Consider the following 15,848-nt stretch of genomic DNA (forward strand, 5'->3'; position numbering starts at 1 on the left):
TCCTAGAATCAGTCTATTTAATTTATGTCTTAAATTTATTATTAATTAAAAAACTACTCACGCAAGTTCAAAAAATTAACGACCGCACCATACAAATTCGCATCATTTTTATACTGACAACGTATGATTTGCGGTGCAATGTCATAAGCAAGATTTTTATGTAATAATTTGTTTACGCGTGTTTTAATTTGATCAGGTAATTCTTCACGGGCTGACACACCACCACCTAAAATAAAGGCATCAAAATCAAAAGCAACTTGTAAATTGTACATCATATTTGACACTTGATCATAAATTTTATTAATAATACTTTCAGCTAGTGGGTCATGGTTTTCAGCAGCCGCAAATAGCTGTTGCCCATTCTTTACATCAGCATTGGGGTTTTCTCGCTGATATGCTTCAACACCCTTTACAAAAGTATAAGAATCGTTCAAAGTTGCATCATTATCAGCAGTTGAAAATCCAAACTCGCCACCAAATAGATGCCCACCTTTATACAACTTGCCATCAATAAAAACAGAGCCACCAATACCAGTACCTAAGACAATAAAGCCAGCATTTTTAAATGGTTTACCTGCGCCTAGAGCCATTTCACAAATACCAGCACAATTTGCATCATTTTCAATTGTAACTGGTAAATGAAAGGCTGCTTCCAATTCATCAAAAATAGGACGATGATGAATATATGGTACGGCACTATAATTTTTTATGGTGCGTTCATCTGAATCTACAACCCCAGGGGCACTAATGGCAACTCCTTCAATATCTTCAGTAATATAACCCTTCATTGAAGAAACCATTTCTTCAAATGTTTGCGGTGTTTCAAATGATGACTTGTCTACTAATTTATCTTCAATAAAGTGCCCAACTTTAATCGACGTTCCCCCAATATCAAATGCCACTAATTTCATGTTTTAATGCCCCCTTTTGCATTAATCAACGTGCTATATGTACTCAATCCTCATACTTCATCGGTTACCTCTTATCATACCATGTAAGCCCTTACTTCTCATTATAATTTAATCTTTATTCCAGAAAAAAAGCTAACCAACTGTTCCTAGTTGATTAGCTTAATATCTAATTACAATTGTGCTTCAATTTCATCAAAGACCTTTTGGGTACCAACACCGGTCAACAATGCAACCCCATTGATTACCTTATCTTTAATAGCGCTTGGTACCATTGTTGTTGAAACAACGATATCATAATCACCATTTTCAATAGCACTGACTTCATCAGCAATCTTTGATTGTAAGAATTTTACTTGATCAGTCTTACCAACTGATGCTAAGTAATCCTTAATCTTTCCTGTTGCAACAGTTGAAGTTGCGATTCCAGTTCCACATACGACCATTAATGACTTTGCCATGATATTATCTCCCTCTTTTATATAACAATTAATAACAAATTATTCTGCGGCTGACTCTTCTGACTTATCTGACTTCTTAAACTTGTTCAACCAAATCATCAAACCAAGCACGATGACAAATACAATTGCCATACCGCCCCATGACATCAACTTTCCCATACCAACAATTAGTAGGGTCGTCCAAGCACCACCATCTGATAGAACAGAAATTGATGTGGCACCATTCATAGCGAAATGTGCTGACTTAGCGGCTGATGTTAGCAATGGTGCAATCCATGATGCAATATACAAAGATACTGCCAAATCAATAACACCACCAACAACGATACGGAAGACGTTACCACCGAAGACCGCTGCCATAACAGCTAACATAAATGGAATAGTTGCCAAATCACCGAATGGTAGCACACGGTTCCCTGGCAAGATAACCGCAATCAATAGTGATACTGGTACTAAGATCAATGATGCTGAAAGAACAGCTTCTTGACCGACAGCTAGAGCTGAGTCCATTCCGATGTATAAGTTACGTCCTGGGAACTTCTTTTGAACCATCGTGTTAGCTGCTTCTGAAATTGGTGACAAACCTTCCATCAAAATAGCAACCATACGTGGCATCAAAATAAGAACGGCTGAGGTTGTAATTCCAAGATTCAAAATCTTGATTGAATCATATTGTGCCAAAGCACCAATAACAATTCCAATAATCAGTCCCATTACGGCTGAATCTCCGAAAACACCCAACTTCTTTTGAATTGTTTCAGGTGTCCAGTGAATATTCTTAACACCGGGAATGCGATCTAGTAACCAATTAATTGGCAAGGCCAATACGAATCCGGGTGCTGATGCACCTTGGGGGAATGAAATACCTTCCAACCCATAGTGCTTTTGAATCGTTGGGGCAGCCAAATCAGCTAAGAAGTAAATCCACATTGCGTGAACAATCATCGTGAATAGACCTAATCCAAAATTATGTGTAGCTGCGTAAACCAATGAACCTGAAAAGGCAATGTGCCAGTAGTTCCACAAGTCGACATCCAATGTTTTCGTTAAGCCAATTACTAGTAGCACAACGTTCAAGGCCACACCAATTGGAATGGCTAAACTTCCTAATGTTGTTCCGTATGAAATAGCTGATGCTGCTGGCCAACCAACATCAATAGAATTCAATGATAAGCCGAAGTGCTTAACCATTGCTTGTGCTGCGGGTCCTAAGTTATCAGTTAGTAAACCAATAATTAGGTTCAAACCAGTAAATCCAATTCCAACCATCAATGCGGCTTTAAAGGCTTTACCTGGCTTAATCCGTAAAACTAATCCAAAAACAAATAGTAATAGTGGTAAAAATACGGTTGGACCAGCATCCAATAACCAGTTTATTACTGCCATGATTTTTCTCCTTTTATGCTATTCCGGCATCTTCTAAAATTTTCACAACCGCATCAGCATCTGTTGCGGCTAATAATTGCTGTATTTTTGTTTCATCTTGAATTAATGCAACTAATGTTTGTAACATATCTAATTGAGCATGAGCTTCCTTCAAAGCAAGCATAAAAATAAATTTAACTTGAATTTTAGCGCCATCCCCCATTTGTAAAAACTCAACCGGTTCACGCAATCGCATGAAACCAATTTGATCATAATTAACGTGCTCTGCATCAGTATGCGGCATTGCGATGCCAATACTATCAGTAGCCAAGCCCGTTGGAAAATCAACTTCACGTTTCAAAAGCGCTGGTTTATAAGTATCCTTAACCACCCCACTTTCAAATAATTGATCAGCGACTTTCCCTAAAGCATCCTGACCATCTTTTGCTACTGCATCTAACAGAATAACTTTATCTGATAACATGCTCGTTCACCTCCTTGATTAAGGTATTTAATTCTTCTTGTGACGATACTTGTTTTAATTTAGCTAACACTGGTTCAACTAATAAATTAGTTAATAATGCAACTAATTGTTCATCTGGTTGCACACTATCGATAATTAAAATCAATACAATTTGTTGCTGATTGGTTATCAAAAACAGTCCTTGTATCGCAACATTTGGTAATTCAACGTGAGGCATAAAAATATCAGTCGCAATCATTGTGCTGCCTAACTTTTCCCGTGCGCGCATCGTTGCTTGCACATCTGCTGTCACTAAATCAAAATGTTGTGCTACCAATTGTGCCATTGCAGTGGCTTCTGGGATTTCGTTCACTGATAGAAAATCAATTTTAACCATATAGCATTTCCTCCACTCGTCGCCGGTCACCTTCGTTAAACAAGGCACTGACTTGAATGACTGGGGATGCCGGTTGAAAATGAATTGCAACTGTCGAAATGACTAAATCAACTTGTTCATACTGCTTTAAATTCATTTCATACTCACGAGCTGAAACCGTCCCGACAATTTCAAAATCTGGAAATGTCCGTCGTACCCGGCTCTGCAATAACTGTGCAGTTCCAACACCAGTTGAACACATCAACAAGACGCGTTTACGAGCACTTGCTTCTTCCAAAGCACGTACCACATACAAAGTTAGAAAACCAACTTCATCCTCCGAAACCCGATAATTAGTACCAGCTAAAATTGTTTTAACTTGATCAAATGTCTCTTGATAACTGAAACGAATATCATTCAATAACGGATTAACAATTAATATGTCCTCTTTCATGCGGTGAATCATCGGCCGAACATGGCCAATCAACGCTGTTTTCAGATTTTCAATATTAACGTGGTCCGGTAATGATAATGCATCAACCAAATAATTAACTAACTGACGCGCTTCATCTTCTTGACTATTATCAAGTGTCCGGTCATAACGTAAACCAACTAAATATAAAACAAGATTATCAACTTCTTGTGTATTGATTGCCACATGGGCATACTCACTAATATTATTAATTACTTGTCGGGCAACACGTAATAACAATTCATCGTATTGAACACTTACTAGTTCATCAACGACGACCTCACTATTATGTTGTCGAACACGATTCAATAAAATGTAGAGATGTGAAAAAATATTAACAGTATAGGGATCCAATATTTCAACATCGAGCTCTTTTTCAATCAACGTCATTTGTGAACTAATAAATGTCTTATCCCGTTCGGTGATATTTGGAAAGATACCCGCTAACCCTTCAACAACTTGTTGTGTAACGGTATTTTCTAACAAATAATAATTCAACGCCTTGCGAACTTGTGCTTCTGTACCAACAACTTTATTACTACCAGCAGATCGATCAATACTGATATGAAACTGTGAAAACACCTTATTTAAAGCATTTAAATCACGTTGTAGTGTTGATTCAGAAATATACAACTTCTCCAAGAGACGCCAAGTACTTAAACTATGTGGAAATGAATGCAATAAATTAATTGCTAAATCAATTTGCCGTTGTTCATCTTGTTCGGTGGTAGCTGTCGAAACCTTGTTCTCGAGCAAGCGATAGCCACGACCTCTTTGTGATTCAACAATCAAGTCTGGTTGATTTAATTTATTAATTGTGCGATACACTGTCTTTTTTGACACATTAAAAGTCTGTGAAATAGTTTGGGCATCAACAAAATCAGCTTGTTGTCCTAAAAACATCAATATTTTATTATCTAAATTATTGCTGCTCATTCTTTCACTTCCTTTCTACACTGATTATTATAGCCTCATTTATTGTAAGCGGTTTCTTATAAAATGACCATAGCAATGGCCATTTACTCAGTCCGTTGCAATATCTACCATATTCACAACATCTGTTGTAAAATATGGCTAATCATATTTATACGGAAAGGGATTCTAATGGGAAAATTACAGTATATTAGTAGAGCTGCAAAAGTTGCCGCTCCCTTTGTGATTAAAGCGGCACCAGCAATCATGGATCAGATTAATAAAATCAATGCCCAACAAAAGGAAAAGAAAAAAGATTATATCAAAATTCCTGACGTTGTCTCATTGCCTGTTGATGAAGCAACTGAAGTATTAACCAAATACCATTTCAACTATTCATTAATTAAGTTACCGGCAGACAAAAAATATGCGATGCAACTTGCAAATACGATTGTGAAAATGACGCCTAAAGGTGGTTCAAATGTTGATCCAACGACCTTTATTAAAATCTACTACTTGGATGAAGTTGCCATTGATCAGAGTTTACAAGACCATCAGGCAACTATGAATGAAAAATCAGCCAAAAAAGCCAAGCATAAAGAACAAATTAAAAAAGTAGCTGGTAAAGCAAACGTATTTTCAAAGCACTAAAAAAATTCCTAGATACATCATGTGGTGTACCTAGGAATTTTTGCCTTAAAAAAGGCCGATACCAAAGTACCGACCTTATAAAATTAAAGCAATTAAGCCTTAAAAGCTTCATCAATTGCCTTGTATTCTTCATCTGACAACTTAACGTCTAATGACTTAGCCAAATCCTTAGCTTGCTCAGCATTACGAGCACCAGGAATAACCAAACCAATACCAGGATTTGCCATGTACCATGCTAAAACAACATGCGTCATTGAAGCATCATGCTTAGCAGCAATGTCCTTGATGACATCAAGTCCCTTAATAACTTGATCAAACTTTGCATCATCTAGACGATCAAACTTTGCACGATCTTCAACACCGTAACGTCCAGTCAACAAACCTGACTCTAGTGGGAAATATGGCACAAACTTGATACCATTTTCCTTCAAATAATCAAAGCGTTCTGCTTCCTCATCACGATGAGCCAAGCTGTAGTAGTCTTCATCAAAATCAACCTTACCACTGGCATTAGCTTCCTTTAATTGATCAAAGCTGAAGTTTGAAACACCAATCGCACGAATTTTACCTTCTTGCTTCAACTTATCCAAAGCTTCCACAGCAGCTAGCTTATCTGAATCATCATCTGGAAAGTGAATAAAGAAGATATCAATATAATCTGTCTTCAAGCGCTTCAATGATTCTTCAACTGTCTTAACCAAGAATTCAGGACTGTTATCTGGCTCTAAATCGTTATCAGGATTTTGAGCACCCTTCGTTGCAATAATAATCTTACTACGGTCGTAATCTTGGATAACATCCCCAATGATTTCCTCAGAACGACCAACCCCATATACGTAAGCTGTATCAATGACGTTAATACCTGCGTCTAATGCAGCACGAACTAAGTCATAACCATCTTGTTCATCTAAGTTATCAAATAGATTATGACCACCAACTTTGTTTGTTCCTAAGGCTAACTTATTTGCAAATTCTAATGTCATATTAGTACTCCCTCAAATTTTTAATTGTGAAATATAGCTACATTTCAGTTTTATGATAACATACTTTTCTAAAGTTAGTAAAAAGCAACGCCTAGCCCAATTAGTCACACTTATTCATATAATACTGACTAAGTCTGACTACTGTACTCTCCAATGAACGTATACCGGTTTTTTCTAACATAACGGCAATTAGCATATATTTGTAATGTTCTTTATTCAAACAATAACTAACATTTTTAGGCCAAGATAACCACGGTAAAACATTTTTTTCACTCCGTTCACCATGGCCGTACACATACTGTGTTAGCCATAAACTAACCACCTTTGTCGCAATAAGTTGCTTAATAAATTTATCGCGATACTTAGCAAATTTTATAATCGTACCATCCAATAAAATCACGCATGTCTGTTTTCCCCGTGTTTGGACGTCTTTGATATGGCGGACATTAATCCAAGTAGTTGGACCAGCTTTGTAACTTGTAACTGGCACAAAACCATGATTTTGCATCACCCAACTCCGCATTTGCCCACGAAATTCAGCCGGCAATAACCGATAGCAAGCTTCAATCTGTTCATCACGTGCATAGCCAGTCTTTGCTTCAAGTTTTGCGATAATCCGACTGGTCGAATCCAAATTCACTGCTGTACTACCATCAATATAATATAACTGTGATCGTACTTGCTGATTCTGATTATGCACAGCAACAATTAACATGGTGTCATGTAGGCAAACGTCACTATCACTAGCCATGTCGGTAACCTCATCTGTACTATAACCCTTATCCGATATTGTAATAATCTTTGGCATTATCTAGCCTCCAATAAAATTATTTTAGGCATAACGACTTGCATGAATCGTCTGCTGTAATAATTTTAATCGGCGATTGTAAGTTGCACGATGTATTTTTAATCGATCACAACGATTCGTAACCAAATCATCTGGGTAATGAACAAAATCCAATAATAATTGGTGTAAAACTAAATGCTGTGGGCGCTGACGAATACCTTTTTCAAAGCTTAAAACCCATTCAAGATGCGCAAAATGGTTTTGCTCATCAATATTCTCAATCACCTCGCCCGCAAACTCATGCCGTAATGAATAACGTTGATTAACCTTCTGTAAATCACGCAAACGCCATAATAACCATTTAAATAATTGTGGGTTATGTTGGGTTGCTAATGCTTCACCAGCTAATAAGCGCTTTAAAATCAGTAAGCGTAATTCTTGACGATAATCTTCATAATTTTCATTACGGCGATAAATACCACCAGCTTTTAAAACACCACCAATCATTAATTCGTAACCAGCCAATGCTGTATCGCATGACTTTATCATCTTTAATTCCTCCAGTTGTTTGATGACGTTACCATATCATCAACCGCTGGGCTGCATGACCAGCCGAATTAGCGATTCTACCAGCATATTTTAAATTAACTTGTTATTACCACGATTATTCAGCCGTTACGACCAGATTTTTAGGCATTTTTTATGCGAAAAAGGGGTAGACACCAATAATTGTCTTAATTTTTAATGCGAATTGACATATATCATCGTCAAAATTCACATATTAAGACCATTCTTCAACAGCTTCGATACTGTAGTTTTCGCTACCACTCAACAACTGCGATACACAGCAACGTTGTTCTAATTCTGGTAGCAATCCTTTAGTTTGTACCAAAGTGAATCCAGGCACACGAACTTGTGCATGCACCAAGAATTCAAAGCGACCACCCTTACCTTTAACGTAAGCAATCTTAGCGTGAGCTTGTGGCTTCAAATCCAGCTTACGCGCCTTTAATAGTGCTTCCATTGTTGCTACCAAACACGTACACAAAGACATCCCCAGCAACTGTTCTGGGTTGGTACCTGGTCGATCATCCAACGGACTACTTGTTTCTACTTTAATACCATCTGCAACATAAGCATGTCCCAATAACCCTTCATCATTATAGGTATTTGTGGTATACAACGCTTGATCCCAACGAACATCATTTTTCATTTTTCTGTCTCCTTAAAGTCTATTCACATTAATTGTAAGCGTTTTCTAAATAAGTGCAATCAGTAACCCTTACGCTAATAAAAAAATAATAAATTTATTTAACCACCTTACTATTTAGGGTCACTTCATGTCATAATAATAGCTATGAAATAAATTAATATTGGGAGATTGATATGCTAAGTATGAATGAGCTAATACAACAATTACAAGACATCAAGGCGGCTTCATCAGAAGTGACAAAGGTTCCTGGTGCAAAAACGATTTATCTAGGTGCCGGTTGGTTTTCCGATCAACAAATCGACACCCTACTTGCTTCATATAAAGCATTAAATAATAATTCAACTATCAGCTACGTCCACGTCCCTTTGCTTAACCAATTCGGTGGTCAAGCCTTTGACGAAAATGGTGACTTCGACCCTGATTTTGAATGGGCTGTCGCAACGTACAACGCTGACATTACTGCCATTCAAAATTCTGATGTCACTTTGGGTGTTATCACAGCTGGTAATGAAGATAGTGGTACTGCCTTTGAATTAGGTTACGCCAATGCACTTGGTCGCCCAACGGTTGCCTTCTTTGATGGTGATTGGAATGCCAAGCCAATCAATTTGATGCCAGCCATTGGACCATCATCTTACGTGCGTTCAACCGATGAGTTAGCAACCTTCGACTTTATGAGCATTGCCTCACGTATTTACGAAGGAAAAATTATTTAATTAAATTATGGCACAAAAAAATCGTGAAGTTGAATTTTATCAACTCCACGATTTTTTATATCGCAATTATTCTATTATTAATCGTCACCCTTCAAGATGTAACGGTTGATCAAGAATGCGACAATTGAACCTACAAGTGGTGCAAAGATGTAGACCCATAGTTGTTGTAATGCCAAACCACCAGCGAAGATAGCTGGGAAGATTGAACGAACTGGGTTCATTGATGCACCAGTTAAGTTACCAGCAACGAAAACCAATAGCGCGATGGTCAAACCAACTGCGATAGGTGATTGTAGGTTGTAAGTATCTGTCTTTGAATCATTCAAGACCAAGATAACTAGCAACAATACTGTCGTCAAGATAACCTCAACTAGGAATGCAGTCCCGGCAGAAATATTTGGGAACACTGTTGAGTTCAAGTGGTTCTTTGCAACTTCAGTAGACCACTTCAAACCTGATCCATCTAGGTAAGCAGCGTATACGAACTTCAATACGAAACCACCGATTAAACCACCAATTAATTGAGAAACAACATAGATTACTGCTTCAGCAGCACCCATTGTCTTGTTCAAGAATTGCATGAATGTTACGGCTGGGTTAAAGTGTGCTCCTGATAATGGTCCAAACGCATAAACCAAAACTGCTAGCAAAACACCCCATCCAATTGATGGTCCCAATAAGTTGTCATAGCCACCACTCATGATGACCAATGCTGGTCCGAAAAAGACTAGCAACGCACTTCCAAACATTTCACCAAAGATTTTCTTCTTCATTTTTTTTACCCCTCAACGGCATCATTAACCATGCTCAAGAATGCAGCTGGTTCAAGAGATGCTCGTCCTATTAATAACCCATCTATATCTTCTAAGCCAAGGATTTCTTTTGAATTTTCAGGCGTAACTGAGCCACCGTATTGGATACGAATCTTATCAGCAACTTCTTGTGTAAACAAGATTGCCAATGAAGTACGGATAACACGTGCAGCATGTTCAATTACTTCCAGTGAAGGAGCTTCACTTGCACCGATTGCCCAAGCCGGTTCATAAGCAATTACAATGTTTTCAGCTCGTGCACGGTCGACACCAGCTAGCCCAACTGCAATTTCTGTCAAAGGAGCCATGTCTTCATCATCTGGATTATAACGTGTTGCGTCCTCGGCAATTGCGACGATTGGCACTAATCCATTACGAAGAGATGCAGTTACCTTTAATCCAACTGATCCATTAGTCTCTTTAAACATCTTACGACGCTCATAGTGACCAATAATTGAACCTGAAACTTCAATGTCAGCCAAAGCTGCTGGTGATGTTTCACCAGTATAAGAACCTTCATCAGCCCAGTGAATATTTTCAGCGAATACATCTACGGGGATGTCTAATTCTTTACTTTGCTTAACCATTTCATGTAGGTAAATATCCTGTGCAGCAATACCTACTTGAACCTTTTTTGGATCAGGCAATTGCCCTTGGATTTCTTGTAAGAAATCGTAAACCTCGGCTACTTTTTTGTTTGTTTTCCAATTTCCAACAATTAAGGGAACTCTCTCTGACATTTTACTTTGCCTCCTCTTTCAACGCTTTCAATTCTGCTTCATCGCGTAAACGTGTGTACTCTTCAGTCATTGCTTGCTTTGTCTCATCAGACCATTCAAGAATCTTAGCCATTTCGTCGATGACAGGCTCTTCAAGACGCTCTAAATCTTCTGACTTAAACAATAGATAGTTTGTACGACGCAAGAAGTAATCAATTGGACGCAAAACAAATTCTTTATCAATTGCATAATGCAACATACTTGTCTCGGCTACAGACAACTTAGGTGCTGAAACGCCTGTCTTAATGTATTCGATTATTTCAGGTGTGTTAGAACCATACAAGTTGGCAATTTCCTTAGCCTTAACATCATTTACTTCATACTTTTCTAATTCTTCAGCATACTTCTCAAGTTCTTCATCAACATTATTTGGATCAAAATGACCACCTGATACAGGATAACTAGTTGAATCAACTGGTGTAATTTCCTTACCAAACTTGTCTGCGAAGATCTTAGCTAATTCAGTCATTGTCTCTGATGCCATCAAACGGTAGTCAGTTAACTTACCACCTGATACGTTGACAATGCCGTTTTCTGACTTAACTTGGAATCCACGTGACACACTTGATGCACTCTTACCACCACTTGTTAGGGTATCCAATTGGTCATCAATTTCTTGACGGTCAATTTCATCGTTAAAGTACTTGTTTAGATTTTCATCTAATTCGTGTAATGTCTCATCAGAAGCTGACTTCTTAGTAGTGTTACCGTTGTAATCGCCACCACCACCAATTAGTGGACGCAATCCAGCCCAACTTGATTGAATATCATCAATCGTAATGTTGGCATTAGGGAATCGATTATTAATGGCAGTTAAAAGATAATCGACATCGGCTTGCTCAACCTTTGGATGCAAGTAATCACCCTTGTAGTCAGTATCAGTTGTTCCAAAGTACGTCTTATTAGCACGTGGAATAACGAATAACATACGACCATCGTGGAAACCAGAATCAAAGTATAGCGTGTTTGGTACTGGCAAACGATCTTGATTAATAACTAGGTGAACACCCTTAGTTGGACGAATTGTATCCTTAGTTGTTTCATCAGCAAGTTCAGTAATGGTATCGTGCCATGGACCAGCTGCGTTAATGACAACCTTACCTTGGATATCAAAGATTTCTTTAGTAAAGACATCTTCAACACTAACCTTCTTACCCTTGCCTTCTTCAACAACAGAAGTTGCCTTTAAGTGACTTACTGCAACCGCACCATCACTAACAGCCTGCTTGATGTTTTCAATCGTCAAACGTGCGTCATTGTTTTGGTAATCTAAGTAAATTGCCAAACCAGCCAAACCAGTGTGATCTAACATTGGTAGATAATCACGAGCTTCTTCAGCTGACAATAGACGGTGAACGAACGGACTATCAGCAGGAACTTCAGCCAACTTATCATAAATTTCCATTGCAATTTCAGCACTCATAGGTGTGAATGTTGCTTCTTCTTCATCATAAAGTGGCATCAACATGTGTGATGGACGTGGAATATGAGGTGCAATTTGTTGAACACGAGCGCGTTCACTAACAGTATCAGCGACAACATCTACATCAAATGTCTTTAGGTAACGGATACCACCGTGCACAAGCTTTGTTGAACGGCTACTTGTTCCTTCGGCAAAGTCTTGCATATCGATAATGGCTGTCCGCAACCCTGATGCAGCTGCTTGTAGCGCAATACCTGCTCCAGTAATTCCGGCACCTATAATAACAACATCAAAATCTGTATCTTTTAAATTTTGAATCGCTGCTATTCGCTGATCACTCTTAAATTGCATTATTTTGTACCTCTCTCCTTTGGCTTGAAGACACGAGTTGCTTCAACAGCCTTAGTCCAACCATCGTATAGCTCGTCAGCACTTGCTTCGGCCATCTCTGGGTTAAACTCTGTTGGTTGTTCAACCATTGACTTCAATTCATCTGTATCCTTCCAGAAGCCAACTGCTAATCCAGCTAAGAATGCTGAACCAATAGCAGTTGTCTCAACGTTAGCTGCACGTAACACGTCCGTTTGTAGCAAATCTGATTGGAATTGCATTAGGTAGTTGTTACGTGAAGCACCACCGTCAACGTGCAACTTAGCAATATCAATACCAGTATCACTGTGCATTGCGTCAACCACGTCACGGCTTTGGTAAGCTAGTGATTGCAATGTTGCCTTAACAAAGTCTTCACGTGTAGTTCCACGAGTCAAACCGAATACGGCACCACGAGCTTCTGAATCCCAGTATGGTGCACCTAATCCAGTAAAGGCTGGTACAACATATACTTCGTCTTCGTCTTCAGAAGCATAAGCCATCTCTTCACTTTCTGGACTTTGTTCGATGACACGCATACCATCACGCAACCATTGCAATGCTGAACCAGCAACGAAGACTGATCCTTCAAGTGCGTAAGTTACCTTACCATCCATTCCATAAGCAATGGTTGTTAATAGACCATTCTTTGAAATCATTGGTTCTTCACCAGTGTTCATAACAACGAAGGCACCAGTTCCATAAGTGTTCTTAACATCACCCTTGTTAAGAGCTAATTGACCGAACAAAGCTGATTGTTGGTCACCGGCGATTCCGGCAATTGGTACTTCAGCTCCGAAGAAGTGAACAGGAATAGCTGTTCCATAAACTTCTGATGATTGGTGAACCTCAGGCAACATCTGTGATGGGATGTTCAATAGATCTAATAGTTCTTGATCCCACTTCAAGTCCATGATGTTGAACATCATTGTACGTGATGCGTTAGTGTAATCAGTAACGTGAACTTGACCACCAGTTAGCTTCCATACCAACCATGTATCAATGGTACCGAATAGCAACTCACCGTTTTCAGCACGGCTTTGAGCACCACTTACTTGATCCAAGATAAAGCGAATCTTAGTACCTGAGAAGTAAGCATCTGGAATCAATCCTGTCTTTGATTGAATCATATCTTGGTAACCATCAGCAATTAACTTTTCAGCAATTGGTGCGGTTTGACGTGATTGCCAAACAACAGCGTTGTAAATTGGCAAACCTGTTTGCTTATCCCAAACAACTGTCGTCTCACGTTGATTAGTAATACCAACTCCAACAATATCTGTAGGTGCAATACCTGATTGAATCAAAGCTGTTGCGATAACAGCTTGAACGTCGATCCAAATTTCATTGGCATCTTGCTCAACCCAACCTGGTTCTGGATAAACCATAGTAATTTCACGTTGTGCTGAAGCAATTACCTTACCTTGCTTGTCATAAATGACAGCACGTGTACTAGTGGTTCCCTCATCAATTGATAGAATATACTGTGACATAATAATATCCCCCCATTGGATAAATAAATCTGCTTATTAAAACTACATTTAAAAACATTTAAAATGAAAGCGGTTTCTTTCAACACATAAAGTGTATAACGAATACAAAAAATTCACAATGCTTATTTTTTCTTCAAATTAGCATATTACAAAATTCACAAAATCTTCTTATTTTGATTCGTCACTACTATTTTTTAACTGATTAATAATCTAACTCGGTTGCCTTAGCATGCCAACAAACATTGCTTATACCGCCGCATGAAATATTTTTACATTTTTTATCAGCTCTTTTTTCATAGAATGTAAGTAATTAACAAATGAAGATAATCTTTTTTCACAAAAACATTTTTTCACAAATCCTTTTTTTAGGACAAATCGTTTAAATACATATTTTTTATTTTATTTTCACCAAAAAATTTGATGTTTTTACAAAACAAATAGTTTCTATTAAATATTGATTTATGTAAAATCAACAATATTTACTAAAAAACCGCAGTAGTTTTCGCCTACTGCGGTTTCAATATTGTCATTTTCTTACTATATAGTAGCTTTTATTCTATTATCCCAAAAAGCTGGTAATTTTATCAGCGTCCAGATCCTTCAAAATAGCTACTGTTAAGTCTACAGCATGTTGATAATCATCCAATGATGTCCAATTATATGCCGTATGCTCATAACGAACGGGAATACCAATCACAATTGTTGGCGCACCATTCCAATATTCAATAGCGGCACCGTTCACACCACCACCTGTTCGAACTGAACGTGTATAAGGAATTTCATTCTCATCAGCAATTTTAGCTGCATATTGCTCAAACAATGGATTCGCAATAAATGATGTATCCATATCACGCAACATTGGCCCACGCTTTAAACCTGTTTGAATTAACCAGTCTTCCTCAAAGGTATCATCACATGGACAACCTTCAAACACAATTGACAAATCTGGTGAAATCTTATTAGCAGTTACCTTGGCACCACGTGTTCCGACTTCTTCTTGTGTTGATAATGCGACGGCTACATCAACATCTAAAGTTGCACCATGCACTTGATCCAACACATCAACTAAAGCGGCTGATCCAACACGATTGTCAAAGTCTTTACCAAAGAACAATCGCGTTGATGGGTAATATTCACAATCGACATCAGGGAATATTGGACAACCCGTATCAATTTTGAAGTCATGCAATGTTTCATCACGACTAGTTGATCCAACATCAATTGACATTTCAGCAATCTTTGGCACTTGCTTCTTCTCTTCCTCGGTCATAAAGTGCGGTGGCTTACTAGCAACCACCCCTTTGATATATTGACCATCCTTGTTACGCACTCGCACACGAGTCGTTGGTACGTTAGTTGGTGCCCAACCTCCCAAAGTCACAAACTTGATTAACCCATTTGGTCGAATCGCTTGTGTAATGAAGCCAACCGAATCCGCATGTGCATCAATTTGCACAACTGGTCGCTGTCCATTATTTTCTGGTCGCTCAACATAACTATTGAAAATACCATCACGGGTTACTTTTCCATACGGTGTTGCCCGCTTTTCAAAATATTGCGCCACTTCAGTTTCAAATCCTGGCACGCCATTTAAATTGGAAAAGTCTTTAATAAGTTCAATTTGTTCTGGTTCTTTCAAAATATCTCCCCCTATTTATACCCCTA

The 15,848-nt window shown here is 38.3% G+C and carries 17 protein-coding genes; 2 read left to right on the top strand and 15 right to left on the bottom strand.

From position 1 onward, the window contains the following. Positions 1–53 precede the first annotated feature (53 nt). The 6 genes from ACSYSF_RS06770 to ACSYSF_RS06795 all read right to left on the bottom strand — a co-directional run bounded on the left by ACSYSF_RS06770 (position 54) and on the right by ACSYSF_RS06795 (position 4,981). On the bottom strand, positions 54–911 hold the full coding sequence (locus tag ACSYSF_RS06770) for an ROK family protein (RefSeq protein WP_489867269.1): 858 nt from the start codon (positions 909–911) through the stop codon (positions 54–56). Between the two features lie 170 nt (positions 912–1,081). Next, entirely contained in the window at positions 1,082–1,369 is a 288-nt protein-coding gene (locus ACSYSF_RS06775) for a PTS sugar transporter subunit IIB (RefSeq protein ID WP_489867270.1), read from the bottom strand. A gap of 39 nt (positions 1,370–1,408) precedes the next feature. Further along, on the bottom strand, positions 1,409–2,755 hold the full coding sequence (locus tag ACSYSF_RS06780) for a PTS galactitol transporter subunit IIC (protein WP_489867271.1): 1,347 nt from the start codon (positions 2,753–2,755) through the stop codon (positions 1,409–1,411). Between the two features lie 13 nt (positions 2,756–2,768). Further along, positions 2,769–3,218 (bottom strand): PTS sugar transporter subunit IIA, encoded by a 450-nt coding sequence (locus ACSYSF_RS06785; protein WP_489867272.1) that lies wholly within the window; start codon positions 3,216–3,218, stop codon positions 2,769–2,771. Beyond that, positions 3,205–3,594: a PTS sugar transporter subunit IIA gene (locus ACSYSF_RS06790; protein ID WP_489867273.1), complete on the bottom strand. Its 390-nt coding sequence runs from the start codon at positions 3,592–3,594 to the stop codon at positions 3,205–3,207. The genes ACSYSF_RS06785 and ACSYSF_RS06790 overlap by 14 nt, the downstream gene beginning before the upstream one ends. Then, entirely contained in the window at positions 3,587–4,981 is a 1,395-nt protein-coding gene (locus ACSYSF_RS06795; protein ID WP_489867274.1) for a BglG family transcription antiterminator, read from the bottom strand. Before ACSYSF_RS06795 ends, ACSYSF_RS06790 begins: the two co-directional genes overlap by 8 nt. 168 nt (positions 4,982–5,149) lie before the next feature. On the opposite strand from ACSYSF_RS06795, the gene ACSYSF_RS06800 reads away from it, so the two are divergent. After that, complete coding sequence (locus ACSYSF_RS06800) at positions 5,150–5,608, top strand: PASTA domain-containing protein (RefSeq protein ID WP_489867275.1); 459 nt, start codon at positions 5,150–5,152, stop codon at positions 5,606–5,608. 92 nt (positions 5,609–5,700) lie between these two features. On the opposite strand, the gene ACSYSF_RS06805 is transcribed toward ACSYSF_RS06800, so the two are convergent. The 4 genes from ACSYSF_RS06805 to ACSYSF_RS06820 all read right to left on the bottom strand — a co-directional run bounded on the left by ACSYSF_RS06805 (position 5,701) and on the right by ACSYSF_RS06820 (position 8,591). After that, entirely contained in the window at positions 5,701–6,591 is an 891-nt protein-coding gene (locus ACSYSF_RS06805; RefSeq protein WP_489867276.1) for an aldo/keto reductase, read from the bottom strand. Between the two features lie 100 nt (positions 6,592–6,691). Continuing rightward, positions 6,692–7,399 carry a competence protein ComK gene (locus ACSYSF_RS06810; RefSeq protein WP_489867277.1) on the bottom strand — a complete coding sequence of 236 codons (708 nt, stop codon included), beginning with the start codon at positions 7,397–7,399 and terminating at the stop codon, positions 6,692–6,694. A gap of 24 nt (positions 7,400–7,423) precedes the next feature. After that, positions 7,424–7,927 carry a hypothetical protein gene (locus ACSYSF_RS06815; protein ID WP_489867278.1) on the bottom strand — a complete coding sequence of 168 codons (504 nt, stop codon included), beginning with the start codon at positions 7,925–7,927 and terminating at the stop codon, positions 7,424–7,426. Between the two features lie 232 nt (positions 7,928–8,159). After that, positions 8,160–8,591 (bottom strand): OsmC family protein, encoded by a 432-nt coding sequence (locus ACSYSF_RS06820; protein ID WP_489867279.1) that lies wholly within the window; start codon positions 8,589–8,591, stop codon positions 8,160–8,162. A 173-nt stretch (positions 8,592–8,764) separates the two neighbouring features. Here ACSYSF_RS06820 and ACSYSF_RS06825 point away from each other — a divergent pair, with 173 nt between their 5' ends. Further along, positions 8,765–9,307 (top strand): nucleoside 2-deoxyribosyltransferase, encoded by a 543-nt coding sequence (locus ACSYSF_RS06825; RefSeq protein ID WP_489867280.1) that lies wholly within the window; start codon positions 8,765–8,767, stop codon positions 9,305–9,307. Between the two features lie 77 nt (positions 9,308–9,384). On the opposite strand, the gene ACSYSF_RS06830 is transcribed toward ACSYSF_RS06825, so the two are convergent. From ACSYSF_RS06830 to ACSYSF_RS06850, 5 genes are all read right to left on the bottom strand, one after another. Next, positions 9,385–10,080, bottom strand: a complete 696-nt coding sequence (locus ACSYSF_RS06830) for an MIP/aquaporin family protein (RefSeq protein WP_489867281.1) — start codon at positions 10,078–10,080, stop codon at positions 9,385–9,387. Positions 10,081–10,085: 5 nt separating this feature from the next. Beyond that, positions 10,086–10,859 (bottom strand): triose-phosphate isomerase, encoded by a 774-nt coding sequence (gene tpiA / locus ACSYSF_RS06835; RefSeq protein WP_489867282.1) that lies wholly within the window; start codon positions 10,857–10,859, stop codon positions 10,086–10,088. Between the two features lies 1 nt (position 10,860). Further along, the gene (locus ACSYSF_RS06840) at positions 10,861–12,672 is read right to left on the bottom strand and encodes an FAD-dependent oxidoreductase (protein WP_489867283.1); all 1,812 of its coding nucleotides are present in this window, start codon (positions 12,670–12,672) and stop codon (positions 10,861–10,863) included. Beyond that, positions 12,672–14,186, bottom strand: a complete 1,515-nt coding sequence (gene glpK, locus ACSYSF_RS06845; protein WP_489867509.1) for a glycerol kinase GlpK — start codon at positions 14,184–14,186, stop codon at positions 12,672–12,674. The genes ACSYSF_RS06840 and glpK overlap by 1 nt, the downstream gene beginning before the upstream one ends. 556 nt (positions 14,187–14,742) lie before the next feature. Further along, on the bottom strand, positions 14,743–15,822 hold the full coding sequence (locus tag ACSYSF_RS06850; RefSeq protein WP_489867284.1) for a M42 family metallopeptidase: 1,080 nt from the start codon (positions 15,820–15,822) through the stop codon (positions 14,743–14,745). Positions 15,823–15,848: the final 26 nt, after the last annotated feature.

The organism is Weissella sp. ESL1139, assembly GCF_058506735.1.